The sequence below is a fragment of the Glycomyces tarimensis genome (assembly GCF_054776215.1).
Genome location: NZ_BAAHCB010000012.1, coordinates 1 through 23,670, shown reverse-complemented (window position 1 = coordinate 23,670; position 23,670 = coordinate 1). Strand labels below are relative to the sequence as shown.

The following is a 23,670-nucleotide window of genomic DNA, read 5'->3' as shown; positions in this document are numbered from 1 at the left end:
CAAGGGGCTCAATGGAGGCATGACTCAGACCGCCTTCATCACCGCCGCCGGAGCGTACCTGCCCGGCCCTCCGGTCGCCAATGACGAGATCGCCGCGCGGCTCGGCGGCGTCGACGCGCGCGGCGACCGGCTGCGCCGCCGCATCCTGGCCGCCAACGGCATCACCTCGCGCCACTACGCGCTCGACGAGCAGGGGCGCACCACCGAACTCAACGAGGAGCTCGCCGCCGCGGCGCTGCGCGAGGCCCTGGCCGATCGGCGCGTCGGCGCCGAGGAACTCGACATGCTCGCGACCGCGACCACGCAGGGGGACCTGCTGGTGCCCGGGTTCGCGTCGATGGTGCACGGGCGCCTCGGCGGCGGTCCGATGCAGCTGCTGTCGGCCGCGGGCGTGTGCGCTTCGGGCCTCGCCGCGCTCGACGCGGCCGTCGCGAAGGTCCGGCTCGGCGAGATGGACCGAGCGGCGGTGGTCGGCTCGGAGCTGTCGAGCCGCTGGCTGCGGCATTCGCGCTTCAGCCGTGGCGAGGCCGACGCGCACTTCCTGCGCTGGATGCTCTCGGACGGCGCGGGCGCCGTCATCGTCGAGCCGAGGCCGCGCCCGGACCGTCCGTCGCTTCGCGTCGACTGGGTCCGGAGCGTCTCCCTGGCGCACGAGCACCGGGTGTGCATGCGCGCGGGTATGGGCGACGAGCCCGAGCCGCGGGCGGGCCAGACGTGGCAGGATCTGGGCACCGCGGCGGCGGCCGAGAACGCCGGGATGATGCGCTTGCGCCAGGACACGAGCGCACTCGGAGCGCTGGCCGAGGCGGGGCTGCGCGAGTTCAAGGAGCTGACCCGGGCGGGCCTGATCGACCTCGACCGACTCGACCACGTGCTGTGCCACTACAGCACGAACGCCTTCCGCGACATCATCTTCGACCAGATCGCGCAGTCCGGGGCGGCGCTGAACACGGACAAGTGGTTCTCCAACCTCGAGACGCGCGGCAACACGGGCGCCGCGTCGATCTTCATCGCGTTGGAGGAGTGCTGGCGGACCGGCAGGTTCGAACCGGGCCAGACGGTGCTGCTGGCCGTGCCCGAGTCGGGCCGCTTCTCCTTCGCCTTCGCGCACCTGACCTGTGTGGACTCCGCGGAGGAGGCGCCTTCCCCCGCGCCGGCGCGGACCTCGGTCAAGGCCGGCGGCAATGTCATGTCCCGGCTGGACGCGGTCTGGGAGGACTTCGAGCGGCGCCTGGCCGAGGCGCCGGTGATGCGCCGCCTCGCCGACGGCTCGGTGACGATCGAGGACTACCGGCGGCTGCTGTTCAATCTGCGCCAGCAGGTGGCGGACGGGGCCAGGTGGATCGCTCGGGCCGCTTCGAACTTCTCGGTCGACCATTTCGAGCTGCGCAGCGCCGCGATCCGCCACGCCGCCGAGGAGCACCGCGACTTCATGATGCTCGAACGCGACTTCGCCGCATGCGGCGGCGCGCTCGAGGAGATCCGCTCGGGCGAGAAGAACATCGGCTCGGAGGCCTTGTCGGCCTACATGTTCCACACCGCGAGCGCACCCGATCCGATCGGGCTGCTCGGCGCGATGTTCATCATCGAGGGGCTGGGCACCGGCGAGGCGGCCACTTGGGCGGAGCGGTTCAAGCTGCTGCTGGGCCTGCGCGACGACCAGGTGTCGTTCCTGGCCTATCACGGCGAGGCCGACGACGACCACTTCGCGAAGCTCCAGGCGATCCTCGCCTCGGACCTCATCGACGAGGCGGCGGCCGACGCGATCGTCAAGACCGCCAAAGTCGTCGCAAGGCTGTACGCGCTCCAGCTGGAGGAGCTGGACCATGTCTGACCCGTCGCTGTGGGACGCCGTCGTCGCCGACCCCGCGATGCCGCTGGAGCCGGGTGTGGCACGCATGGTCGCCGACGACCAGCGCCGCTGGACCCGCGCCTGGCTCTACCCGGTCGCCCGGCCGATCTCGCGGCTGCTGGTGGCGATCATCGTGGTCGCCAAGCGGCTCACGCCGATCCGCTGGACCGCGCACACCGCCATGGACTTCCTGTGCCTGTGGTTCCTGCGCCGTTTCGTCTCGCCGCTCGCCGTCGAGCTGCTCATCAGGCACTTCGTCATCGAGACGAACCTGCTCAACTTCATCGTCCGCAATGCGGGCGACTCGGGCATCGAACCGGTGACGCTGCGGCCGACCGGTCTCGCCGGGCTCGGCGACCGCGCCGTGATCGAGCACGACATCAACGTCTACGACGTCCTCGCGGCGCTCGGCCCTGGGCCGGTCCGCGCTCGCGCGCTCGACTTCGAGGGCCTCGAGGTGCCGCCGCTCGATCCCGAGCCCCACCGCCGCCGCCTGCTCAAGCTGGACATCCAGACCGCGCTGTGCCTGATGAACCTGCCGTTCGCGCTGTGCCTGACACCCGAGGAGTACCGGCGGGCGGTGCACTCCATGCGCTTCGACGACTCGATGCTGGCGATCTTGGCCGAGTTGACCGGCGACGCCACGTTCCTGCGGTGGCAGAGCGGGGACCTGGCGATCCGCGTCGACTCGAACACCGACGTCCCGGCGGCGGTCTACCGGCACGCCGTGGTGTGCGAGTACGCCCACGCCCGGCTCGTCGCGCTCGCCGCGGAATCGTGAGCGGCTGCTCGCCTTCGCGGTGGTGGGTGAACCGAGACGGCTGGAGTCGCGGCGGTGCGCGCGGTAGCATCCGCCCGATGAGGATCTGTGTGTACGGTGCGGGGAGCGTCGGCTGCTATGTCGGCGGCCGGCTCGCCGCGGCCGGCGGCGACGTCGTGTTCGTCGGCCGCGAGCGCGTGGCCCGGCAGCTCGCCGGGCACGGGCTCACGCTCACCGATTGGCGCGGCACCGAGCGGAACGTGCCCTCGCCGCGCTACGAGACGGCGCCGGAAGCGGTCGCGGAGGCGGATCTGGTGCTCGTCACCGTCAAGTCGGCGGACACCGGCCGGGCGGGCGAGGAGGTGGCGCCGCGGCTGAAGCCGGGCGCCGTCGTCGTCAGCTTCCAGAACGGCCTGCACAACGCCGAGGAGCTGCGCGAGCGCCTGCCCGGTGCCACGGTGCTGCCGGGCATGGTCGGGTTCAACGTGGCGGGCCGGGGAGCGGGCTGGTTCCACGGCGCCACCCAAGGCGATCTCGAAGTGCAGGCGCATCCGGCTCTGCGGGCGTGGGCGGAACTCTTCGAGCGCGCGGGGCTGCCACTGGCGACCCGCGGGGACATGCCCGGCGTGCAGGCCGCGAAGCTGCTGCTCAACTTGAACAACGCGATCAACGCGCTCTCCGGTCTGCCGTTGAAGGAGGAGCTGTCGCGGCGGACCTACCGGCGGTGCCTGGCGACGGCACAGCGCGAGGCGCTGACCGTGTTCGACGCGGCCGGGGTCGCGCCCGCCAGGCTCACGCCGGTGCCGCCACGCTGGATGCCCGCGCTGCTCGGCGCGCCCGACGCGGTCTTCACCCGCGTGGCGGCCCGGATGCTCGCGATCGACCCGCTGGCGCGGTCGTCGATGTGGGACGACCTTGAGGCGGGCCGGACCACCGAGATCGACTACCTCAACGGCGAGATCGTCGTGCTCGCGCACCGGCACGGCGTCGGGGCGCCGATCAACGGCCGGCTGGTCGCGCTCGTCCGCGACGCCGAGGCCGGAGGGCGCCGCGACTGGACCGGCGAGGAGCTCCTCGCCGCATTGCCCGCCGGTCGGTGACCGTCCAGGGCCCGTCCTAGCGTCCCGCCATGCCGATATTGAGGTTCGCGACGAGCTTCGTGTAGTCGCCGAAGGCCCGCTCGACTTCGCCGAGGTCCAGACCGTAGCGGGCGACGCCGTACTCGTGCCGGCGGTCGGCTGCGGGACGGGCGAGCACGCGCTCCAGGTTGTCCGCGTCCTTCTCGGTCCACGTCGCGCCGAGCGCGGCGTACAGCCGCGGCACCTCGGTGCGGGGGTCGGAGTTGAGCAGGTGGTAGGGCACGTCGACGATCGCGTCGCCGGGCAGCGCCATGCGCGACCGCCTGCCGCGCTCCACGGATTCGGTCAGGAGCTCGAGCGCCAGAGCGCCGATCGCGTGAGGGTCGGGGCGGCGCAGGTACATCGACCACGCCGTCTCCATGAGGCTGCACAGCGAGCCGATCGCGGTGGTCGGGTCGCGGTGCGTCCATACGAAGGTCGCGTCCGGGAAGACCTCCCTGATCACGTCGAGGTCGGCGACGTGCGCGGGGTACTTCAGCACCCACCGCTTGGGCTCGCGACCGTGCTGGAGCACCTGCAGGACCCGCTTGAGGTACTCGTAGTCGGGCCGAGTGTCGCGCTCGGCCAGCCAGGCCCGGTACTCGGGCATGGGGGCGCGGAGGATGAGGTGGTAGGTGCCGTGCGGCAGCACGAACATCGACTCTTCGGGGCTGTTGACGCGGATGGGGTGGATGACCTCCCACGACGGGGCGATCATCGAGATGAACCGCGCCCGCTTCTCCAGGGCGCTCACTCGCGCCGCGATCACCGCGGGGTCGGTCTCGAGGTCGGTGTGCGCCATCTCCCACAGCGTCGGGCCCCTGTGCCCGTCGGAGGCGGCGAGGATCTTGTGTGCCAGCGTGGTCGCGGTGCGCGGCAGGCCGATGACGAACACCGGCGAGTCGATCCGCTCCCGCGCGATCGCGGGCTCGGTCGCGATGAGGTCGTTGACCCGCAGGCGGTTCGCAAGGCGCTGCTTGGCGTCGTTCATGGCCGCCTGCCATCCGAGCGGCGTCAGTCCGGGCTCGTCGGCGAGACATTCGAGCACGAAGCCGAGCTCTTCGGCGAACGTCTCGTCACCGTCGGTCGACAGCCGGGTCGACTTGGCGACGTCCCGCACCGCCCTGTCCCATGACCGCTCCGGATTCCGCATGCCGCGCGAGGCGGGCGTCAGGAGGAGATTGAGCATTCTCGCTGTGTTCGTGATCCGACGCATGGGGGGTGCGTTCCTCTCACCGGGCAAGGCCCATAAGGGATGGTGTGGTCCTGTGATGCGAACAGATTACTCCCCGAAGGCCACCGGACGGGTGGGCGGCGCCCGCTGCGCTGCGTCACACGAAGACCACGGACCCCTTGGGAAACGGACGTTGACATAGGCATCCGACCAATTCGAGTTTCTTGCCGCCAGCCCTTGCCAACTAGACACCGAACCGGTTAGCTGGGCAGAGTGGGCGACGCTATGACACAACAAACGTATCCGTTACCGGACGGGCATCTCGATGCCAGACGCCCCGTCCGCCGAAGCTCCCGTGCGACCTGCGAAAGGCCCATGAACCGTCCCCCGGAAACTCCGCCAGGCATTCCCGCCCGCGATGACAACGCCGCAATACCCGAACTCCGACGGCGCTCCCCCGAGGGCAGGAAGGCGGGTCTGGAGCTCGCCGACGAGCTCGTGCTCTGCTGCCTCGACCAGCTCAACTGGCGACCGGCCGTCCGACCGCGCATCATCGGGCTCGGGCTCGGCGCCTGCGTGCTCGGCCAGCTCCTCGCGTTCGGCCACGTGCAGTTGGTCGGCAAGACGGTCGTCCTGTCCTACACCGCGCAGCCGCCGACGACCGTGCTCGCGCTCGAGACGTGGGAGGCGGTCAAGGCCGAGCACACCGCGCAGCCGCTGAAGACGTGGCTGCTCTACCTCGCCGAGCAGGGCATGGGCCCCGGCGGCGTCTTCGTGCGTGTCACCGAGCGCATGGCCTCCCGCGGGATCATCGCGATCGAGCGGCAGGGCGTGCTCGGCCGCCGCCTCGCGTATGTGCCGAGCAATCCGACCGAGGGCGCCTGGCCCTTCGCGCGCCTCCACCAGAACCTCAACCGCGACCACCTCGGCGCGCCGGCCGGCCGCGACGCGTTCTTGATCGGCCTGCTGTCCCGCATGGGCTTCGACCAGCGCCTCGCCGACACCGACATCGGCCGCACCCGCCTCAAGCAGGCCGTCGACGGGCTCGAGGACCCGATCCGGAAGCTCCTCGACCACCTCGACGTCGTCGTGGGTCAGGCCGCCATGACCAGGCGACCGTAAGGCGCCTTCTACTGTCCTGTCAGCACCATTCGAAGGGATCCTCCCCCGTGTCCGTCACCCCCCGACCCCAGGTCGGCTCGATAGCCGATCGGCTCGCCGCCGACCGTCTCGGCGTCATGGGCCTCCTGCACTTCTCACTCACCGCGGCCACGCCGCTGACCGTCATCGCCGGCGTCACCGTCACCGGCTGGGCGCTCACCGGCCAGATCGGCATCCCGGTCGCGTTCGCCGCCATCGGCGCGGTCCTCGTGCTGTTCTCGGTCGGCTATACCACCATGGCCAGGCACATCGCGAACGCGGGCGCGTTCTACGCCTTCGCCTCCCGCGGCATCTCCCCCACCGCGGGCGTCGGTGCCGCGCTCGTGGCGCTCGTCGCCTACACCGGGCTGTCGATCGGGCTCTACGGGCTGCTCGGCGTCGCCGCCGCGCCGCTCCTCGAATCCTGGTTCGGCTGGGACGTCGCCTGGTGGGCGCCGGCCGGTGTGCTGTGGCTGCTCGTCGCCGTCCTCGGTACACGGGCGGTCGACGTCAACAGCAAGTTCCTCGCGGTCCTGCTGAGCCTCGAGATGGCCATCATCGTCGTCTTCAGCGCCTCCAACTTCGGCCACCCGGCGGGGGGGACGTTCCGCTTCGACGCACTCGACCCGACGCTGCTGTTCACCTCCACGGCGGGCGCGCTCCTCGTCCTCGGATTCCTCGGCATGGTCGGCGTCGAGATGCCGACCGTGTACGCCGAGGAGACCAAGAACCCCAGGCGCACGGTGCGCACCGCGACGGTCCTGGCGATCCTCATCCTGGCCGTGCTGTACACGCTCGCGTCATGGTCGATGACCGTCGCCGTGGGCCCCGATCAGATCGTCCAGGCCGCCCGCGAGGCGGACTTGGGGGTCTTCTTCGGACTCATCGGCGAACAGATGGGCTCCACTGTGGCGACGACCGCCGAGGTGCTGCTGGTGACCAGCGTGGCCGCCGCCGCGATCTCGTTCCACAACACCGTCGCCAGGTACGCCTTCGCGCTGGGCCGCGAGCACGTCCTGCCGGCCTCGCTCGGACGCACCTCGGCCCGAACCGGGGCGCCGACGCGCTCGTCCCTGGTCCAGTCGGCCATCGCGCTGGTCGTGCTCGTCGTCTACGCGGCGACCGACCTCGACCCGCTCGTGGACCTGTTCTACCTGTTCGGCACCTCCGGGGGCTTCGGCATCCTGGTGCTGGTGACGATCTCCTCGGTGGCGGTGGTGGCGTATTTCGTCCGCGATTCGCACGGCGAGTCGGACTGGAGCACCCGCTGGGCTCCGGCGCTCGCCGCGCTCCTGCTCGCGGCGGTCACGGTCATGGCGATCGCCGACTTCGGCGACCTGCTCGGCGCAGCCCCGGGCTCGCCGCTGCCTGCGGCGATCATGTTCATATACGTCGTGGTCGCCGCGATCGGCGTCGCCTGGGGCCTGGTGCTGCGCCGGGCCAAGCCCGAGCTCTACCGCCGCATCGGCGCCGGGCCGCAGGCCGCGATCGACGAGTCCGAACCCGGACCCGACTCCGAACCGGTGCCGGCTGGGGAACGCCCGTGATCGTCGCGACCGACTACTCCGGTGACGCCGAGGCCGTCGCCGACCGCATCGCGAGCGCGTTCGCGACGCTCGCGGTCGCCGAATGGCTCGTCCCCGGCGACCTCGCCGAGCGGCACCGGCTCCTGGCCGGCCAGTTCGCGATGCTCGTCGGTCCGGCCCTGGACGGGCACGGGCACGTCGACGCCGCGATCGACGAGGGCGGTTCGCTCGCCGGCGTCGCCGTCTGGTTCGACTACACGAAGGGCCCCATACCGGGCCCGCCCGACTACGAGCGGCGCCTGGAAGCGCTGTGCGGCCCGCGCCTGCCCCGGTTCCAGGCACTGGACGCCGCGTTCGAACGCGGCCATCCCGACCCCGAACAGCGACCGCACCAGCACCTGGCCTTCTGCGCGGTCGCGCCCGAACACCAGCGCAGGGGTCTCGGATCGCAGTTGCTCTCGGTGGGGCTCGACCGGCTCGACCGGCTCGGTGCCGCCGGCTACCTGGAGGCGGCGAACCTACCGCTGACCGACTGGTACGGCAAGCACGGCTTCGAGCGGCGCGAAGCGCTCCGGCTCCCCGAAGGGCCGTCCATGTATCCGATGTGGAGGAATGTGCCCACTGCCGCGGCTCAGCGGCAGCGGTAGTAGACGAAGCCCTTCGCGAACTCGAAGCGATCGTGGCGTGCGAAGTGCGCTTCGAGTTCGCGGCGGGCCTCGGCGAGGACGTCGTCGAACGCCTCGTCGTCGCAGTCGAAGAAGGTGCGTATGGAGGCGAGGTAACGCAGGAGCGGCTCGGGTCCGGGCACCGAGACGGTCCCGGTCTTCTCGATCCGCTCGACCGAGGCGAACGCCGCCTCGAGGTAGCCGGGCGCGTTGGCGCCGTCGAAACGCGCCACCTCGGCTTCCGGGCGGAAGGCGGCCTCGCCGAGCACTGAGGCGATCGCCGCGTTCCACAACTCGTACATCGCGGCCATGTCGCCCTCGACGTTGGTCGAGACGAGCAGTGTCCCGCCCGGTTTGAGGACGCGGCGGAACTCGCCGACGGCCTTCGCGATGTCGGGCACGTGGTAGAGCATGTGCATCGCCAGCACCGCGTCGACGCTGTCGTCGGGGTACGGAACGGCCTCGGCCGCGGCGACCATCACCGGCGGCTCGACCTCGGTGAGCATGCCCGGGGACAGGTCGATGCCGACCACGGTGGCCTCGGGGTGGTCGGCCCGGAGCCGGTTGACGTAGCGCCCGTAGCCGCATCCGACGTCGAGGAGGTAGCCGAGTGCCGAGGGGAGGAGGCCGGCGGCGGTGTCGACGGGATCGAAATCCGGAGTGCGGTAGCGGTAGAGGTCGACGCGGGCCTTGAGATGGTCCGCGTCGCGGTAGTTGCTCATATTGAACCGACCGTCGAGCGCCATCGAGGAACCGCTCTGTTCGCTGAGACGGCAACGCTATCCGGCCCCGCGCGAGGGCGCCAGTGGACGGCGGGACTCGGCCGGGGGGGGGGGGGGGGGGNCGGCGCGGTGTCCCGCGCCGCGCCTCACTCGGCGGGTTCCACGACGCAGTCGGATTCGGGGACGACGAGGGTCTCATGGCCGTCGTCGTGCCGGACCCGGTACGGCGGTTCGCCGTCTTCGCCGAGCACCGCCACCACCTCCGCGGTGTGCTCCTTCATGCCGACCTGGCGCCCGCGGAAACGCAGTCGGTCGCCGACGTTCGCGCGCACAGTCCTCACCACCGTTCGACGATCGGTTTCGTGTCCTCTCTTCGGATGGTAGAGGGCCGGCCCGGGGCGCGGGCCCGCTCGCGCGAGCCGGCGGGGCCGGTGAGTTCGGCCACGTTGGCCCGAGGAGCGGGAAATTGATGAGGCCCCGACCGCCGGTACCGCTCTAGTCTGGGAACCGGCTTTCCTAGCCGCCCGGCAAGTCCCGAACGCACCCGTGAACGCCCTGGAGCCGCCCACGTGATCGCCACCGCGCCCCGCACCGCCCCGGACCGGTTCTCCGGGCCACGCATGGTCGTCGTCGCGACCATCGCCATGGGCCTGACGGCCCCCGGCCAGACCGCGTCCATCTCCGTCTTCCTCGACCCGATGATCGCCGACATCGGCGTCAGCCGCACCGTCATCTCCACGGCCTACATGATCGGCACGCTCACCGGCGCACTGGCCCTCCCGTGGATCGGGCGCGCCGTCGACAAGTACGGCACCAGGCGCGCCATGGCCGTCATCGCCGCGCTCTTCAGCGTGGCCTTGGTCGGTCTCTCCTTCGCCACGAACATCATCGGCCTCGGCGCGGGCTTCATCGGCATCCGGATGCTCGGCCAAGGGGCGCTGGGCCTGTGCTCGGCCACGCTGGTGTCACGTTGGTACGAGAAGCGGCGCGGCACGATCCTAGGCCTCCAGGGCGCCATCGGCGGCGGCATCATCTCCGTCTCTCCGGTGGTCCTCGAACGACTCATCTCGGCGACCGACTGGCGCACCGCCATGCTCGTCGAGGCCGCCGTCGTCGCGGTCGTCGTCATCCCGCTGTCGGTCCTCTTCGTGCGCAACCGCCCCGCCGACGTCGGCCAGTTCGTCGACGGCGACCCGGCCAACGGCGAGCAGAGCCGGGCGGAATGGGGCATGACCCGCGGTCAGGCCATGCGGCACCCGTACTTCTGGGTCCTGGTCGCGACCGTCGGCACCGCCGGCTTCTTCGGCACCGCGATCGGCTTCCACCAGATCGCCCTGCTCGGCGAGCGGGGCCTGTCGGCGACCGAGGCCGCCGCGAACTTCCTGCCGCAGACCGTCGCCGGGACCGCGGCGACCCTCGTGCTCGGCTACCTCGTCGACCGCGGACGGCCCCGGCTTCTGCTGGCCGCCTCCATGCTCGGCTTCGCGCTCGCCGTCGTCTGGGGCACCGCCGTCGAGCCGGGATGGTCGGCGATCGGCTTCGGCATGGCCATCGGCGCGGCCGGGAACGCGCTGCGCGCCATCGAGGGCGGTATGACCCCGCGACTGTTCGGCACCGCGCACATCGGCGCGATCCGGGGCGTCGTCGCCTCCGCGACCATCGCCGGCACCGCGTTCGCGCCGATCCTGTACTCGCTGTTCTACTCCTGGACCGGCTCGTTCCAGCTCGTGCTGTGGCTGTCGACGATCGTGCCGCTGGGCGTCATGGTCGCCGCCCTCATCACACCGCTCCCGCACCCCGAACGGAAAGAGGCCCGCTAGCCGATGGAGACCATCGCCCTCGACGGACGGCATCCGCTCACATCGGTCGCGCGGGCGCTGCGACCCAGCCGCAAGCGCCTGGGCCTGTCGGTGATCGTCTTCGCGGTCAAGGACAGTCCGCTGTGGCTGACGCCGGTCATCACCGGCGCCGCCATCGACATCGTCGTGGACGGCGGCCCGGGCTCCGCGCTCGCCTGGCTCGCGATCGGCGCGGCGCTGCTGGTCGGGCAGAACCTCGTCACGCACGTCTGGTTCACGCACCTGTACATGGGCGCGGTCCGGTCCCTCGGCGCCGACTTCCGCAACGCGCTCGCGTCCCGGTTGCAGTTGCTGTCCATCGGCTTCCACTCGCGTTCCAACGCCTCGATCATCCAGAGCAAGGTCGTGCGCGACGTCGAGAACGTCGAACTCATGTTCTCCCAGTCCGGCGGCCCGGGCCTGTCGGCGGTCTTCGTCTTCACCGGCGCGATCACCATGACCGCGGTGACCGTCCCGCAGTTCCTGCCGGTGTTCGCGCTGTGCCTGCCGTGCGGCGTGGGCGTGTGGTGGTTCACCCGCCGCCGGATCCAGCGCCGCAATCAGGAGTTCCGCCGCGAGATGGAGTATTTCTCCTCCCGTGTCGGCGAGATGGCCGCGCTCATGCCGATCACTCGCGCCCACGGCCTGGAGCACGTCGCGGCCGAACGGGTCGCGCAGGTGGCCGAGGAGGTGCGCCACCGCGGCCTGCGGCTCGACGTCCTCAACGGACGGTTCGGCGCCGCCAGCTGGGTCACGATGCAGCTGCTGTCGGTCGGGTGCCTCCTGCTCGCCGCGACGGTCGCGCTGCTCGAATGGGCCCCGATCACGCCGGGGCAGGTCGTCGTCCTCGGCACCTACTTCTCGATGCTCACCGGAGCGGTGAGCGCCGTGCTCAACCTGCTGCCGATCGCCGCGCGCGGCACCGAGTCGGTGCGCTCGATCGCCGAGGTGCTCCAGGATCCGGACATCGAGCACAACGACGGCAAGCCGACGGTCGACCGCGTGGAGGGCCGGATCGAGCTGTGCGACGTGACGGTGCGCTACCCCGACGGCGGCACACCCGCGCTCGACGGCGTCGATCTGGACATCGCCGCGGGGCAGACCGTCGCGCTCGTCGGCCCCTCCGGGTCGGGCAAGTCCACGATGATGAACACCGTGCTCGGGCTCATCCGCCCCTCCTCCGGCACGGTCCGGCTCGACGGCGCGGACATGGAGGAGCTCGACATGCGCTCGGTGCGCCGCCACGTCTCGGTGGTGCCGCAGGACTCGGTGCTGTTCGAGGGATCCGTCCGCGACAACATTACCTACGGCCTCGGGCGCGTCGACGACGAGCCGGTGCGGCGCGCGCTGCGGGACGCGAACGCGCTCGACTTCGTCGAGGCCCTGCCCGACGGCTGGGACACGGTCGTCGGCGAGCGGGGGGCGCGGCTGTCGGGCGGCCAGCGGCAGCGGCTGTCGATCGCCCGGGCGCTCATCCGCGACCCGCGGATCCTGTTCCTCGACGAGGCCACCAGCGCGCTCGACTCGGAGTCCGAACGACACATCCAGGGCGCGCTGGAGACGCTGATGCGCGGCCGCACCACGCTCGTGGTCGCCCACCGGCTCTCCACGATCCGGAACGCGGACGTGATCGTCGTCCTCGAAGAAGGCCGGATCACCGAGCGGGGCACCCATGAGGAGCTGCTCGAGCGCTCGGGGCGCTACGCGCGGACGTGGGGCGTGCAGCACGACGGCATCGCGGCGGCTTGAACGCCGCGCTCGCCGCCGCGCGCGCCGGTCTCCCGGGGCGCGCGGCGGCGCGGTGCGTCACTGCCCGGCGAGGGAGGCGCCGCCCGAGGCGATCACGCCGCGGTACCACTCGGCGCTGCGTTTGAGGGTGCGCCGCTGGGTCTCGTAGTCGACGTGGACGAGGCCGAAGCGCTTGGAGTACCCCTCGGCCCACTCGAAGTTGTCCAGAAGGGACCACACGAAGTAGCCGCGCAGGTTCACGCCCTTCTCGATCGCCTCGCCCGCGGCGCGGAGGTACGCGTCGAGGTAGTCGATCCGGGCGGCGTCGTCCACCGCTCCGTCGGGGCCGACCACGTCGTCGAAGCACGCGCCGTTCTCGGTGATGTAGACCGGCAGGTCGGTGTATTCGGCGGCGACGCGTTCGAGGACGCGGCGGAGGCTGTCGGGGCTGATCTCCCAGCCGAAGCTGGTCACCGGGCCCTCCGGGGGCAGGCCGCGCCCGCCCAGGTGCGCGTCGCCGTCGTCGGCGGCGATGCGGAAGCGGTGGTAGTGGTTCACGCCGACGAAGTCCAGCGGCGCGGCGATGGCCTCCAGATCCCCCTCGGCCACCGCGTCGAACGCGCCGGTGTGGCGGTAGTGCGCGACCATGTCCTCCGGGTAGCTGCCCTTGAACAGCGGATCGAGGAACATCCGGTTGCCGTTGCCGTCGGACAGTCGCGCGGCGGCCAGGTCGTCCGGGCCCTCGCCGGCCGGCTCGATGTCGGTCATGATCACCGAGCAGCCGATCCTGGCGGCGGGCCGCGCGGCCCTGATCGACTCGACGGCGAGCCCGTGGCCGAGGTTGAGATGGTGGACCGCGCGCAGCGCCGCCGCCAGGTCGCGGCGTCCGGGGGCGTGGACCCCCTGGTGGTATCCGAGGAAGGACACGCACCACGCCTCGTTGACGGGGATCCAGTCCCCGACCAGGTCGCCGAGCGCGGCGGCGGTGCGGCCGGCGTAGTCGGCGAAGCGGTGGGCGGTCTCGCGCTCGGGCCAGCCTCCCTCGTCCTCCAGGGCCTGCGGCAGGTCCCAGTGGTAGAGCGTCACCACCGGGCGGATGCCCCGCGAACGCAGATCGCCGAGCTGCGCGCGGTAGAAGTCGACGGCGGCGGGGTTGAGCTCGCCGCGGCCGTTCGGCTGGAGCCGCGCCCACGAGACCGACATGCGGTAGGCGCGCAGGCCGAGGCCCTCGGCGATCGCGAAGTCCTCGCGCCAGCGGTGGTAGTGGTCGCAGGCGACCGCGCCGGTGTCGCCGTCGCGGGTCTTGCCGGGGGTGGCCGCGAAGGTGTCCCAGATCGACGGCGACCGGCCGTCGGCCTCGGCGGCGCCCTCGATCTGATAGGCCGCGGTGGACGCTCCCCAGAGGAAGTCCTCGGGGAACGGGCTGGCTTCGGTCATACGGGTGTGCTCCTCGGTTGGACGGTTCACTTGTCGACTCCGGACACGACGATGCCCTGGACGAAGACGCGCTGGGCGGCGAGGAAGATCGCGACCGGCAGCACGAGCGCCAGCAGGGCGGCGGCCAGGATCAGGTGCGGTTCGGAGTTGTAGACGCCGCTGAAGTAGCTCAGGCCGACGCCGATCGGGACGATGTCGCGGTTGCCGGCGAGGTACAGCAGCGGTTCGAAGAAGTCGTTCCAGGCGTAGAAGAAGTGGAACAGGCTCACCGCGGTCAGCGCCGGGACCGATTGGGGGACGATGACCTTCAAGAAGGTGCGGATCGGGCCGGCGCCGTCGATGCGGGCGGCCTCCTCCAGTTCCCTGGGAACCGTCAGGAAGTACTGTCGCAAGAGGAACACGTTGAAGGCGTTGGCGAACAGGTGCGGCACGATCAAGGGCAGGTAGGTCCCGATCCAGCCCATCTGCAGGAATACCGCGTACTTCGGCACCAGCGTGACCGCCGGGGGCAGCAGGATCGTGGCCAGCAGCAGCCCGAACAGGGCCCCCCGGAAGGGGAAGCGGAAGCGCGCGAAGCCGTAGGCGACCACGGCCGAGGACACGACGGTGGCGACCACGGTGGTGATGGCGTAGAACAGCGTCCATCCGGTCAGGCGCAGGAAGTCGAGGGTCTCCCAGGCCTCGGCGAAGTTGCCCCACTGCGGCGCGAAGCCGACGACGGGTTCGAGGGTGCGCCAGCGCCCTTCCCATTCGAGGGGGCCGGCGCCGGGGTCGGCCGGGTCGATGAAGACGCTCGATTCGCGCCCGGGTTCGATCAGCGCGAGTTCGCGGACCGTCCCGTCGGGCATGGGCACGGAGTAGACGTCGTACTCCTCGCCCTCGTACTCGAAGACCTCGGCGGCCACCGGCAGGATCGGCGAGTTCGGGTTCGAGACGCCGTCCTTGTCCTTCAGGGCGGTGACGGCCCCGTAGCCCAGCGGCATGAGGAAGATCGACACGAGCAGGAACGCGCCCAAGGTGGTGCACAGCGTCCACATGATGGTCTTGCGGCGGCGGCGGATGACGGCTTCGCCGCTCGGACGTTCGCCGGCGCGGGCCGGCTCGGTGCGTTCGGGGGCTTCGACGGTCATGACCGCTCCGATCCGTAGTGGACCCAGTACCGGGCGGTGCCGAACAGCAGGGCCGTGAGGACCGCGACGACGAGGAAGATGAACCAGGCGAGGGCGGCGCCGTATCCCATGTTCCCGAACACGAACGCCTGCTCGTAGAAGTGAATGAGGAGGAACCGGCTGGAGCCGTCGGGGTGGCCGCTGGCGCCGAAGAGCACCCAGGGCACCACGAAGTACTGCATGATGAGGACCGATCCGATGACGAGGTTGTAGAAGATCACCGGCGAGAGCAGCGGCAGGGTGATGCTCCGCAGGCGCCGCCACCAGCCGGCGCCGTCGATGGCGGCGGCCTCGTAGAGCTGGGTGGGGATGCCCTGGAGGCCGGCGAGGTTGATCATCATGGCGTTGCCGACGCCCCACAGGCCGATGAAGCTGAAGGCGAACAGGACGAGCACGGGGTTGTCGAACCAGCGCAGGCCGGAGGTGCCGGTGGCCTGGACGCCGGTGAGGCCGATGAGGCGGTTGAGCCAGCCGGTCTGGGGATTGAGCACCTGCTGCCAGATCAGGATGCCGGCCACCAGCGGGATCATCGACGGGGCGTAGAACATGAGGCGGAAGAAGTTGCGGCCCTTGAGCCTGGCCGAGTTGAGCAGCAGGGCCAGCCCGAGGGAGACCACGAGGCTCAGCGGCAGGAACAAGACGGTGAACCGCAGGGTCACCAGCAGCGACGACCAGGTGTGGGGGTCGGACAGGGCGCGTTCCCAGTTGCTGAGGCCGACGAAGGTGGTCTCATCCGGTGCGGTGAGCTCGAAGTCCAAGGTGGAGAAGACGAGCGAGGCGAGGATGGGGAGCATCCAGAAGAGGATGAATCCCACGACCCACGGCGAGATGAAGGCGAAGCCCCAGCGCGCCTCGCGCCGCTGCATGGGGCTGGCGGGCCGCTTGGCCTGGCGCGGGCGGCGCCGGGCGGTGAGCACCGCTTCGGTGAGTTCAGACATGGCGTCCTTTCGAGGAGTCCGCCGGGCGGGTCGTCCGCGGGCCGCGGATCGGCCCACCCGGCGGTTCGAGCAGCGGTGGGGTCACGCGGCGTCGAAGACGGCCTGGAGGTCGTTCCTGAGATTCTCGAGTTCGGCCTCGATGTCCAGGCCCGGCTCCTGGGCGAACCTGGTGGCGTATTCGGCGATGGCGGCCTCGGCTTCGAGGAAGTTGGGCATGCCGCCCTCGTGGGAGGGGTTGTCGACATAGGACATGCCCTCGACGGCGACGTCCCAGTTGATGTCCTGCCCTTCGAAGTTGGCGTCGCCGACGCGGTCGAAGTAGCCGTCCTGGAGGCTGATTCGGGCGGGCATGCCGCCGTAGGTGGCCGTGAGTTCCTCGGCGGCGTCGCCGATGAGGTGGGTGAGGACCGTGAACGCCTCGTCGGGGTGCTCGGTGTCGGCGGTGATGGAGAAGGTGTCGGCGTGGAGCTTGGCGGTGACCTCGCCGTTGTAGGACGGAACGGCGGCGGTGTCCCAGTTGCCCTCGAAGGCCGCCATGCAGCAGGTGGCGTACCACAGGTGGGTGTAGCCCATAGCGAGGTTGCCCGACTCGAACCAGGAGCCGGCGCCCATCATGTCGGAGTCGCCGTAGGGGCCGTTGGGCATGAAGCGGTCCTCCCACATCCCCTCGTAGTACCACTGCTGGGCCTCGGCCCAGTGCGCGGGGATCTGGGCGTTGCCTTCGTCGTCGACGAGTGAGCCGGCGCCGAAGAGGGTGGACTGGGCGCGGAGGTCGGCGAAGACGTTGCCGAATCCGAATTGGACGATGTTCTCGGGATCGAAGGCGGGATCGGTGGCGTCGTTGCCCTCGGCGTCGACGGTCAACCGCATCGCGAGCTCGGTCATCGTCTCGATGTCCCAGGGCCGCTCGGTGCCCTCGGCGTCGACGTAGGGCGCGCCGTATTCCTGGGGCGGGTAGGGCAGGCCGGCCTCGTCGAACAGGTCGAGGTTGATGTACATGAAGGAGGGGAAGACGGCGAAGGGCAGACCGATCTGGCCTTCCTCCTCGATCTGGTAGAAGTCCACGAGCGCCGGGTCGAAGTCGGAGAGGTCGTAGTCGTTCTTCTCGATGTACGGCGTGAGGTCGAGCCAGGCTCCCGGGAACGTGGAGCGGCCGCGGATGCCCATGGGTCCGACGATGTCGGGCGCGTCGCCGGTGGCGATCTGGGTGCTGAGGATGTCGGGGGCCTGGTCGGCGTCGACGATCTCGAGCACCAGCTCGATCTCGTCCTGACTGGCGTTGAACTCCTCGACGATCTGTTCCTGGGCGGGGATGGTGGGGGCGTCGGAGCCCGCGCCCATCCCGACGAACCAGCGGATCTCGACGCGGTCGGAGGCGCTCGCGCCCCCGCCGTCGAGGCAGGCCGCCGCCACCAGGGCGGTGCAGCCGCCCACGGCGATCGCGCGGAGGGCCGCCGCGCCGCGCCGTTTCGCGGCGGTTCGGGCGCCTGAGGGGGTGAGGCGGTTGAGAGGTTCGGTCCTCATCTATTGCTCCTTGGTCCAGACCGCCGGCGGGCCGGCGGTTCGGGAGGGATATTCCGGAAGGTTCCTTTATGAATATTCAGGGGACACGCCGCCGGGCTTGGGATGCAAGCTGCGGCGATGCCCGGGTCTCAGCGGTCGGGGGCGGGTCGGCGGTACGCTTGGGCTGTCGTACACGACTTACTTATAAGACTTATATTAAGTAGATCGACCAACGCCGTCAATCTCCACGGGGTAACGGCATGGTCGCGGACCTATAACGAGTGACTGGTGAACTATGGAACTCCCGCGGCAGAAGACCACGCGAGATCTCAAGCTCGGCAACCGGATGCGGCTGCTGCGGACGCTGTACTTCGACGGCCCGCTCACCCGTCGCGACCTCTCCCCCGTCACCGGGCTGAGCACCGCCTCGATCAGCAACGTCACCTCGGAGCTGCTCGCCGAGGGCGTGCTTCGGGAGGCGGGCAAGCTCGAGTCCGACGGCGGCCGCCCGCAGATCCTGCTCGACGTCGACCCCGGCCACGCGCACGTGGTGGGCGTCGACGTCGGTGAGACCCACGTCCGCGTCGAACTGCTCGACCTCAAGCTCGCCGAGCAGTCGAGCGCCCAGTACGCGCTGGCGCCGGGCCGGCACGACCCGGCCACCGTCGTCGACCACATCGTCGCCGGAGTCCGCCGCGTCCTGGACGACTCCGACGGAACGCAGGTGCTGGGCGTGGGGGTGGGGATGCCGGGCGTCGTGGAGTACGGACCGGACGGCGTCATCCACGCCAAGGCCTTCGGCTGGGACGAGGTTCCGCTGGGACGCCTGCTCATGGAGCGGCTCGCCCCGCTCCCGGTCCACGTCGACAACGGCGCCATGACGATGGGCCAGGCCGAGCTGTGGTTCGGGGCCGGGCGGGGCGCCGGCAACGCCGTCATCGCGCTCATCGGCTCGGGCGTCGGTTCGTGCATCGTCGCCGACGGCGGCCTCTACCGGGGATCGGCAAGCAGCGCCGGGGAATGGGGACACACCACCGTCCAGGTGCGCGGCCGAGGTTGCCGGTGCGGGTGCCGCGGGTGCCTGGAGGCCTATGTCGGCGCCGAGGGGGTCCTGGAGCGGTACCTGGCCGCCGGAGGAGCGGTCGACTTCTCCGAGCTCAGTGAGGAGTCGGCCTTGGAGCGGCTCCTGGACGACCCCTCCGAGGCAGCGCGCGCCGTGGTCGACGAGACGGTCGAATACCTGGGGGCGGGCCTGGCGGACCTGCTCAACCTGTTCAATCCCGAACTCATCGTCATCGGCGGATGGGCCGGGCTGATGCTGGCGCAGCGGCGGATGGACGACATCGTGGCGGCGGCCGGCTCGTACGCGCTGCACCAGCCCTTCCAGCGGGCGACGATCGCGCCGGGCCGACTCGGCCCGGACGCGGTCACCAAAGGCGCGGCGACCCTGGTGATCGAGCGTTTCCTCAGCGGCGAGCGGGATTGAACCCGCCCGCCGCGGTGAGGGGGGTCAGTCGGCGGCCAGACGCCAGCGCTGGTTCGCGCCGCCGGTGTGATCCCATTGCTGGATCGAGGCCCCGTTGGCCGCCGAGACGTCCTTCACATCGAGGGCCTTGCCACTGCGGCGGTTGATGATCGAGAACGTCCCCTCACCGAGCGGCGTCACGCTCCACTGCTGACTCACGCCGCCGTGGGCGTCCCACTGCCGGATCAGCGCGCCGTTCGCCGTGGAGGCGTCGGTGACGTCGAGCACCTTGCCCGAGGACAGCGAGACGATCCGCCAGTATCCGTCTCCTGTGGATTCGAAGCGCCAGCGCTGGTTGGCGGCGCCGAAGTCGTCCCACTGCTGGATGAGGGCGCCGTTGGCCGCCGAGGCGTCGGTGACGTCCAAGACCTTGCCGCTGTGGGCCGATTCGATCGCGTAGGAGGCCCGCGGATCGATCTCGCCGCCGGGAGGCTCGGAGGCCCGGCCTTCGCTCCAGGTGAACGTGGCGACGGCACCGGCCGGCAGTCGATATCCGAATTGACGGTCGCCTTGGGAGACGGTGAAGTCGGCCGCGGAGGCGCCGGCGTTGAGCGCCAGCAGCGCGATGGTGCCGTCCGGGTTCTTGAACGCGACGGTCTCGATGCCGCCGGGCCGGGTGGTGGAGTCGACGCGCACCGCGCCGGGGCGGACGAACTTGCTGACGTGGCCGAGCACGTAGTACTCGACGTTGTAGGCGAGCCGGCCGGTCTGGGTGTCCACGGTGACGACGCCCCGGCAGTCGGCGCAGCCGCCGTTGGTCGGCCCGAAGTCCTGGTCGAGCGCCATGTTCCACAGTGTCACGCTCTTGGCCCAGTTCCTCGTGGCGCCGATGATGAGGTTCTGCGTGTTCCACTTCAGGTTGCCGGCGAAATCGGTGGCCCATTCGCCACCGGAGCATTCGGTGAACCACAGGCCCTTGTCGGGGTGCGCGTCGTGGACCTGTTGCTGCGCCGAAACGTCGCCCGCGTAGCAGTGGAAGGCACTGCCGGCGAGGTACCGATTCGCCTCGGGGTCGTTCAGGACGTTGACGGCGTAGTCCGGCTCGTCCCAGTTGTGGTCCCAGGCAATGACGGCGGTGCCGCTGCCCTCGAGCGCCGGGCCGAGGTGGTCGCCGACGAATGCGGCCTGGTCCTGCCAGGACATCCGCATCGTCGGATAGGTGGAGGATTCGTGGTGCGGTTCGTTCTGCGGAGTCAGGGCGTAGATCGGGAGCCCTTCGGCCTCGTAGGCGGCGACGAAGCGGGCGAGGTAGTCGGCGTAGTCGTCGAAGCGATCGGAGGCGAGCCGTCCGCCGAAGAGCGAGCCGTTCGTCTTCATCCAGGCCGGTGCGCTCCAGGGGGTGCCGACGATCTTGACCTCGGGGTTGAGGGACTTCGCCTGCCGCAGGAGGGGAACGATGTAGTCGCGGTCGTGGTCGATCGAGAAGTCGCCCGCATCGCAACAGGTGTCGTCGTAGGTGTAGTCGGCGCCGCCGACGGTGAAGTCGCTGGCGCCGAGCGGCTGTCGGACCATGCTCAGGCCGATGCCCGAGTCGGGGTCGAACAGGTTCCGCATGAGCTCGTCGCGCCGGGACCGGTCGAGTCGGTCGTGGACCAGCCACGCCGCGGAGTCGGTGAACGAGGCCCCGAAGCCGTCCATGACCTGGTAGCTCGTGTCCGCGTCGACCTCGATGACGGTGCCGCCGCCTCCGGATCCGAACGGCACGGAAGGCTGTTGTTCGAGCAGTGCGGTCTGGTCGGCCGTGGTGAGCCAGACATCGGCTGCTGCCTCGGCCGCCTGGGCCGAGGGCCAAAGGCCCGAGCCGAGGGCGGTCGCGGTGAACACGGCGAGACCTGCGCCGATGGCCGTCGTTCGGATGGTACGGAGTCGTGAATGTCGCATCGGAGCTTCCTTCCGCGTGCCCGGGCCGAGGCCCGGAGCGATACACATCACACTTATATATAAGACTTATATTAAGTGAGACATGCAGAGGAGTCAATATCTACGATCCCCTGAGACCTTCGAGGCGGTGTCGTCAGTGCCCGCAGTGGTCTTCGAGCCGCGCTCGCGCCGACGGCCGCGACCGAAGTGCCGGGGTTGCCGCTGCTGAAGCCCCCGGGCGCGTCCCGATCGTCGCGGCCAGGATGCCGTGGTCGCGCGCCGGACGGGCGGTGGCCGGGTCGAACGGCGACACATGCTCGCGCAGGGCCGGCCCGTGGAGCGGGCAGCCGAGACGACGCTCGACCCGGCGGTGTACGGGCGCGCAGGCGCGGCGGCATCCGGATCGGCGTCTTCGATCGCACATCAGGTTGACACGAGGCTGGCTCGTCGATAGCCTTCGATGTGTTAAATCGTTTCAATATCGGCCGGCAGCTGCGCGTCCCCGCACGCCGGATTTCGGCGCGCTCCCGTCGGCTTCGCGCGATGACAAGGAGCCCCTTCGATGAGTCCCCCCAAGCAGCTCACCCTGATCGCCGCGGTCGCGCTGGCGACCGCAGTCACAGGTACGGGCGCCATGAGCCCGCAGGCGGCGCACGCCGACCCCCGATCCGACTCCCCCGCTCAGGGCAGCGGTGTTCAGCTCGAGCATCTCGATCGCGGCCTGGTCGCGGCGAGCACCGATGACGGTGTCTTCCTCAGCTGGCGACTGCTCGCCGATGAGGTGTCCGGTTATAACGATTCAGGTCTGACCGGTGCCGACTTCAACGTGTACAAGGACGGTGCGCTGCTTGCCACTGTTACCGATAGCACGAACTACCTCGACGCCGAGGGCGGTGGCGATTCGCAGTACCGGGTCGTGGCCGTGGTCGACGGCGAGGAGGTCGACTTCTCCGACTCGGTGAGCCCGTGGTCGGCGTCCTACCTCGACGTCCCGCTGCAAAAGCCCGCGGACGGCGTCACCCCCGCCGGAGAACCCTATGGATACGAGGCCAACGACGTCAGCGTCGGCGACCTCGACGGAGACGGCGACTTCGAGTACATCGTCAAGTGGTACCCGACGAACTCCAAGGACGTCTCGCAGGTCGGCTACACCGGCCCGGTCTACCTCGATGCGTACACGCAAGGGGGCGAGCTGCTGTGGCGGATCGACATGGGTGTGAACATCCGGGCCGGGGCGCACTACACGCAGTTCAACGTGTACGACTTCGACGGCGACGGCAAGTCCGAGGTCATGGCGAAGACGGCGCCGGGCACCAGGACGACCTCCTACGTCGACGGCGGTGAGGAACGGTTCGTCACCTTGCCGGAGGACGACGTCGAGGCGGGCGTGTCGCACGAGGACGACTACCGGCTCAGCGCCGAGGGCTACTACGACCACCTGGTCGGGACGTTCATGGGCTGGCACGAGCACCCCGAGGTCGTCAACGGCGACTGGCCGGCCACGATCGAGGCCGCCCTGGGCGCCGACGAGCAGTTCGACTTCGCCTACCCGCTGTCCCGAGAGGATGCGGAGCGCCTCGCCGACCACTTCATCGACGTCTACGCGCCGTCTCGGTCGAGCAGGAACCAGCTCCGCGACTTCGAGGGCTTCGTGCTCTCGGGCCCGGAGTACCTGACAGTGTTCGACGGCGCGACGGGCCTGGAGGCCCAGACCGTCGACTTCCCGGTCCAACGCGGTGACGACGGTCTGATGTGGGGCGACTACGCCATGTCCCGTATCGAGCCGGGCAACCGCGTCGACCGCTTCCTGTCCGCGGTGGCCTACCTCGACGGCGAGCACGCCTCGGCGATCTTCGCCCGCGGCTACTACACCCGTGCCACCATCGCCGCCTTCGACTGGGACGGCGAGGAGCTCAGCCAACGCTGGCTCGCCGACTCCGGCCACGCCCCGATGTCCAACCCCTTCAACGACGGCCCGCACGGCGTCGAGGGACCCGATCCGGAGTGGGGCACGCTCACCACCCAGGGCAACCACTCGATGGGCGCCGCGGACGTCGACGGTGACGGCAGACAGGAGATCGTCTACGGCGCCGCCACGCTCGACGACGACGGCTCGCTGCTGTACTCCTCGTACGACTACGGCCCGCCGGAGTCGAACGTCGCCGGCGAATACGTCAAACTCGGACACGGCGACTCCCACCACCTCGGGGATCTCGATCCCGACCGCGCGGGCCTGGAGATCTTCTCGGCCTTCGAAGGCGGCACCTGGGCGCCCTACGGCTACGCCATGCGGGACGCCGCCACCGGCGAGGTCCTCTGGGGCGGCTACACCGGTGTGGACACCGCCCGCAGCATGGTCGGCGACATCGAACCCGCCATCGCCGGGCTCGAGGCCTGGGCCGCGAATCCCGACCTCGAGGTGGAGGGCGAAGGCGAGGAGGGCCTGTTCACCGTGACCGGCGAACCGATCGGCGCCGACGGCCAGCCCGGCACCAACATGAGCATCCGGTGGGCGGCCGACATGACCACGCAGACCGTCCGCGGTCTGTCCACCGATGTCGACGAGACGCCCACGATCGAGGACTGGCAGGACGGCACCGTCTTGGAGGCCACGGGGACCCTGACCAACAACTGGAACAAGGGCAACCCGAGCCTGGTGGCCGACGTGTTCGGCGACTGGCGCGAGGAGCTGCTGCTGCGCACCGAGGACTCCTC

At 70.3% G+C, this 23,670-nt stretch carries 18 protein-coding genes; 10 read left to right on the top strand and 8 right to left on the bottom strand.

Annotated features, from left to right (window positions below; genetic code table 11):
- Positions 1 to 19: 19 nt before the first annotated feature.
- The 3 genes from ACYVK3_RS10795 to ACYVK3_RS10785 all read left to right on the top strand — a co-directional run bounded on the left by ACYVK3_RS10795 (position 20) and on the right by ACYVK3_RS10785 (position 3,712).
- Positions 20 to 1,834, top strand: coding sequence for a 3-oxoacyl-[acyl-carrier-protein] synthase III C-terminal domain-containing protein (locus ACYVK3_RS10795; RefSeq protein WP_460497318.1), 1,815 nt, complete (start codon positions 20 to 22; stop codon positions 1,832 to 1,834).
- Positions 1,827 to 2,633, top strand: a complete 807-nt coding sequence (locus tag ACYVK3_RS10790) for a DUF6999 family protein (protein ID WP_460497317.1) — start codon at positions 1,827 to 1,829, stop codon at positions 2,631 to 2,633. The genes ACYVK3_RS10795 and ACYVK3_RS10790 overlap by 8 nt, the downstream gene beginning before the upstream one ends.
- Positions 2,634 to 2,710: 77 nt before the next feature.
- A complete protein-coding gene (locus ACYVK3_RS10785; RefSeq protein ID WP_460497316.1) occupies positions 2,711 to 3,712 on the top strand; it encodes a 2-dehydropantoate 2-reductase in 1,002 nt (333 codons plus the stop codon).
- 16 nt (positions 3,713 to 3,728) lie between these two features.
- On the opposite strand, the gene ACYVK3_RS10780 is transcribed toward ACYVK3_RS10785, so the two are convergent.
- The gene (locus ACYVK3_RS10780) at positions 3,729 to 4,919 is read right to left on the bottom strand and encodes a sulfotransferase family protein (RefSeq protein WP_460497315.1); all 1,191 of its coding nucleotides are present in this window, start codon (positions 4,917 to 4,919) and stop codon (positions 3,729 to 3,731) included.
- Between the two features lie 360 nt (positions 4,920 to 5,279).
- On the opposite strand from ACYVK3_RS10780, the gene ACYVK3_RS10775 reads away from it, so the two are divergent.
- The 3 genes from ACYVK3_RS10775 to ACYVK3_RS10765 all read left to right on the top strand — a co-directional run bounded on the left by ACYVK3_RS10775 (position 5,280) and on the right by ACYVK3_RS10765 (position 8,217).
- A complete protein-coding gene (locus ACYVK3_RS10775) occupies positions 5,280 to 6,026 on the top strand; it encodes a GOLPH3/VPS74 family protein (RefSeq protein ID WP_460497314.1) in 747 nt (248 codons plus the stop codon).
- Positions 6,027 to 6,142: 116 nt separating this feature from the next.
- Positions 6,143 to 7,591 (top strand): APC family permease, encoded by a 1,449-nt coding sequence (locus ACYVK3_RS10770; RefSeq protein ID WP_460497465.1) that lies wholly within the window; start codon positions 6,143 to 6,145, stop codon positions 7,589 to 7,591.
- Positions 7,588 to 8,217: a GNAT family N-acetyltransferase gene (locus ACYVK3_RS10765; protein ID WP_460497313.1), complete on the top strand. Its 630-nt coding sequence runs from the start codon at positions 7,588 to 7,590 to the stop codon at positions 8,215 to 8,217. The genes ACYVK3_RS10770 and ACYVK3_RS10765 overlap by 4 nt, the downstream gene beginning before the upstream one ends.
- Here the strand turns inward: ACYVK3_RS10765 and ACYVK3_RS10760 are convergent.
- A complete protein-coding gene (locus ACYVK3_RS10760) occupies positions 8,202 to 8,957 on the bottom strand; it encodes a class I SAM-dependent methyltransferase (RefSeq protein WP_460497312.1) in 756 nt (251 codons plus the stop codon). The genes ACYVK3_RS10765 and ACYVK3_RS10760 overlap by 16 nt on opposite strands.
- 146 nt (positions 8,958 to 9,103) lie before the next feature.
- Positions 9,104 to 9,289, bottom strand: a complete 186-nt coding sequence (locus ACYVK3_RS10755) for a DUF1918 domain-containing protein (protein WP_460497464.1) — start codon at positions 9,287 to 9,289, stop codon at positions 9,104 to 9,106.
- Positions 9,290 to 9,526: 237 nt separating this feature from the next.
- On the opposite strand from ACYVK3_RS10755, the gene ACYVK3_RS10750 reads away from it, so the two are divergent.
- Both ACYVK3_RS10750 and ACYVK3_RS10745 read left to right on the top strand, forming a co-directional pair.
- Positions 9,527 to 10,777 (top strand): MFS transporter, encoded by a 1,251-nt coding sequence (locus ACYVK3_RS10750; protein ID WP_460497311.1) that lies wholly within the window; start codon positions 9,527 to 9,529, stop codon positions 10,775 to 10,777.
- Between the two features lie 3 nt (positions 10,778 to 10,780).
- Positions 10,781 to 12,544, top strand: coding sequence for an ABC transporter ATP-binding protein (locus ACYVK3_RS10745; RefSeq protein ID WP_460497310.1), 1,764 nt, complete (start codon positions 10,781 to 10,783; stop codon positions 12,542 to 12,544).
- Positions 12,545 to 12,601: 57 nt separating this feature from the next.
- Here ACYVK3_RS10745 and ACYVK3_RS10740 read toward each other — a convergent pair whose 3' ends face one another.
- The 4 genes from ACYVK3_RS10740 to ACYVK3_RS10725 all read right to left on the bottom strand — a co-directional run bounded on the left by ACYVK3_RS10740 (position 12,602) and on the right by ACYVK3_RS10725 (position 17,591).
- The gene (locus ACYVK3_RS10740; RefSeq protein WP_460497309.1) at positions 12,602 to 13,960 is read right to left on the bottom strand and encodes a glycoside hydrolase family 1 protein; all 1,359 of its coding nucleotides are present in this window, start codon (positions 13,958 to 13,960) and stop codon (positions 12,602 to 12,604) included.
- A 26-nt stretch (positions 13,961 to 13,986) separates the two neighbouring features.
- Positions 13,987 to 15,090: a carbohydrate ABC transporter permease gene (locus ACYVK3_RS10735; RefSeq protein WP_460497308.1), complete on the bottom strand. Its 1,104-nt coding sequence runs from the start codon at positions 15,088 to 15,090 to the stop codon at positions 13,987 to 13,989.
- Positions 15,087 to 16,067 carry a carbohydrate ABC transporter permease gene (locus ACYVK3_RS10730; protein ID WP_460497307.1) on the bottom strand — a complete coding sequence of 327 codons (981 nt, stop codon included), beginning with the start codon at positions 16,065 to 16,067 and terminating at the stop codon, positions 15,087 to 15,089. Before ACYVK3_RS10730 ends, ACYVK3_RS10735 begins: the two co-directional genes overlap by 4 nt.
- Before the next feature lie 81 nt (positions 16,068 to 16,148).
- Positions 16,149 to 17,591, bottom strand: coding sequence for an ABC transporter substrate-binding protein (locus ACYVK3_RS10725; RefSeq protein WP_460497306.1), 1,443 nt, complete (start codon positions 17,589 to 17,591; stop codon positions 16,149 to 16,151).
- Between the two features lie 274 nt (positions 17,592 to 17,865).
- Here ACYVK3_RS10725 and ACYVK3_RS10720 point away from each other — a divergent pair, with 274 nt between their 5' ends.
- On the top strand, positions 17,866 to 19,056 hold the full coding sequence (locus tag ACYVK3_RS10720; RefSeq protein WP_460497305.1) for an ROK family protein: 1,191 nt from the start codon (positions 17,866 to 17,868) through the stop codon (positions 19,054 to 19,056).
- Positions 19,057 to 19,080: 24 nt separating this feature from the next.
- Here ACYVK3_RS10720 and ACYVK3_RS10715 read toward each other — a convergent pair whose 3' ends face one another.
- Positions 19,081 to 20,976, bottom strand: coding sequence for an RICIN domain-containing protein (locus tag ACYVK3_RS10715; RefSeq protein ID WP_460497304.1), 1,896 nt, complete (start codon positions 20,974 to 20,976; stop codon positions 19,081 to 19,083).
- Positions 20,977 to 21,517: 541 nt separating this feature from the next.
- Between ACYVK3_RS10715 and ACYVK3_RS10710 the strand changes: the two genes are divergently transcribed.
- Positions 21,518 to 23,670 (top strand): rhamnogalacturonan lyase (locus ACYVK3_RS10710; RefSeq protein ID WP_460497303.1); only part of this gene is annotated, 2,153 nt, incomplete at its 3' end.

Excerpts from the sequence above, each read along its gene's own strand:
- ACYVK3_RS10790 (WP_460497317.1), top strand. The coding sequence starts at position 1,827 with ATGTCTGACCCGTCGCTGTGGGACGCCGTCGTCGCCGACCCCGCGATG.
- ACYVK3_RS10740 (WP_460497309.1), bottom strand. The coding sequence starts at position 13,960 with ATGACCGAAGCCAGCCCGTTCCCCGAGGACTTCCTCTGGGGAGCGTCC.
- ACYVK3_RS10780 (WP_460497315.1), bottom strand. The coding sequence starts at position 4,919 with ATGCTCAATCTCCTCCTGACGCCCGCCTCGCGCGGCATGCGGAATCCG.
- ACYVK3_RS10785 (WP_460497316.1), top strand. The coding sequence starts at position 2,711 with ATGAGGATCTGTGTGTACGGTGCGGGGAGCGTCGGCTGCTATGTCGGC.
- ACYVK3_RS10760 (WP_460497312.1), bottom strand. The coding sequence starts at position 8,957 with ATGAGCAACTACCGCGACGCGGACCATCTCAAGGCCCGCGTCGACCTC.
- ACYVK3_RS10725 (WP_460497306.1), bottom strand. The coding sequence starts at position 17,591 with ATGAGGACCGAACCTCTCAACCGCCTCACCCCCTCAGGCGCCCGAACC.
- ACYVK3_RS10720 (WP_460497305.1), top strand. The coding sequence starts at position 17,866 with ATGGAACTCCCGCGGCAGAAGACCACGCGAGATCTCAAGCTCGGCAAC.
- ACYVK3_RS10745 (WP_460497310.1), top strand. The coding sequence starts at position 10,781 with ATGGAGACCATCGCCCTCGACGGACGGCATCCGCTCACATCGGTCGCG.
- ACYVK3_RS10795 (WP_460497318.1), top strand. The coding sequence starts at position 20 with ATGACTCAGACCGCCTTCATCACCGCCGCCGGAGCGTACCTGCCCGGC.
- ACYVK3_RS10730 (WP_460497307.1), bottom strand. The coding sequence starts at position 16,067 with ATGTCTGAACTCACCGAAGCGGTGCTCACCGCCCGGCGCCGCCCGCGC.
- ACYVK3_RS10715 (WP_460497304.1), bottom strand. The coding sequence starts at position 20,976 with ATGCGACATTCACGACTCCGTACCATCCGAACGACGGCCATCGGCGCA.
- ACYVK3_RS10775 (WP_460497314.1), top strand. The coding sequence starts at position 5,280 with ATGAACCGTCCCCCGGAAACTCCGCCAGGCATTCCCGCCCGCGATGAC.
- ACYVK3_RS10770 (WP_460497465.1), top strand. The coding sequence starts at position 6,143 with ATGGGCCTCCTGCACTTCTCACTCACCGCGGCCACGCCGCTGACCGTC.
- ACYVK3_RS10735 (WP_460497308.1), bottom strand. The coding sequence starts at position 15,090 with ATGACCGTCGAAGCCCCCGAACGCACCGAGCCGGCCCGCGCCGGCGAA.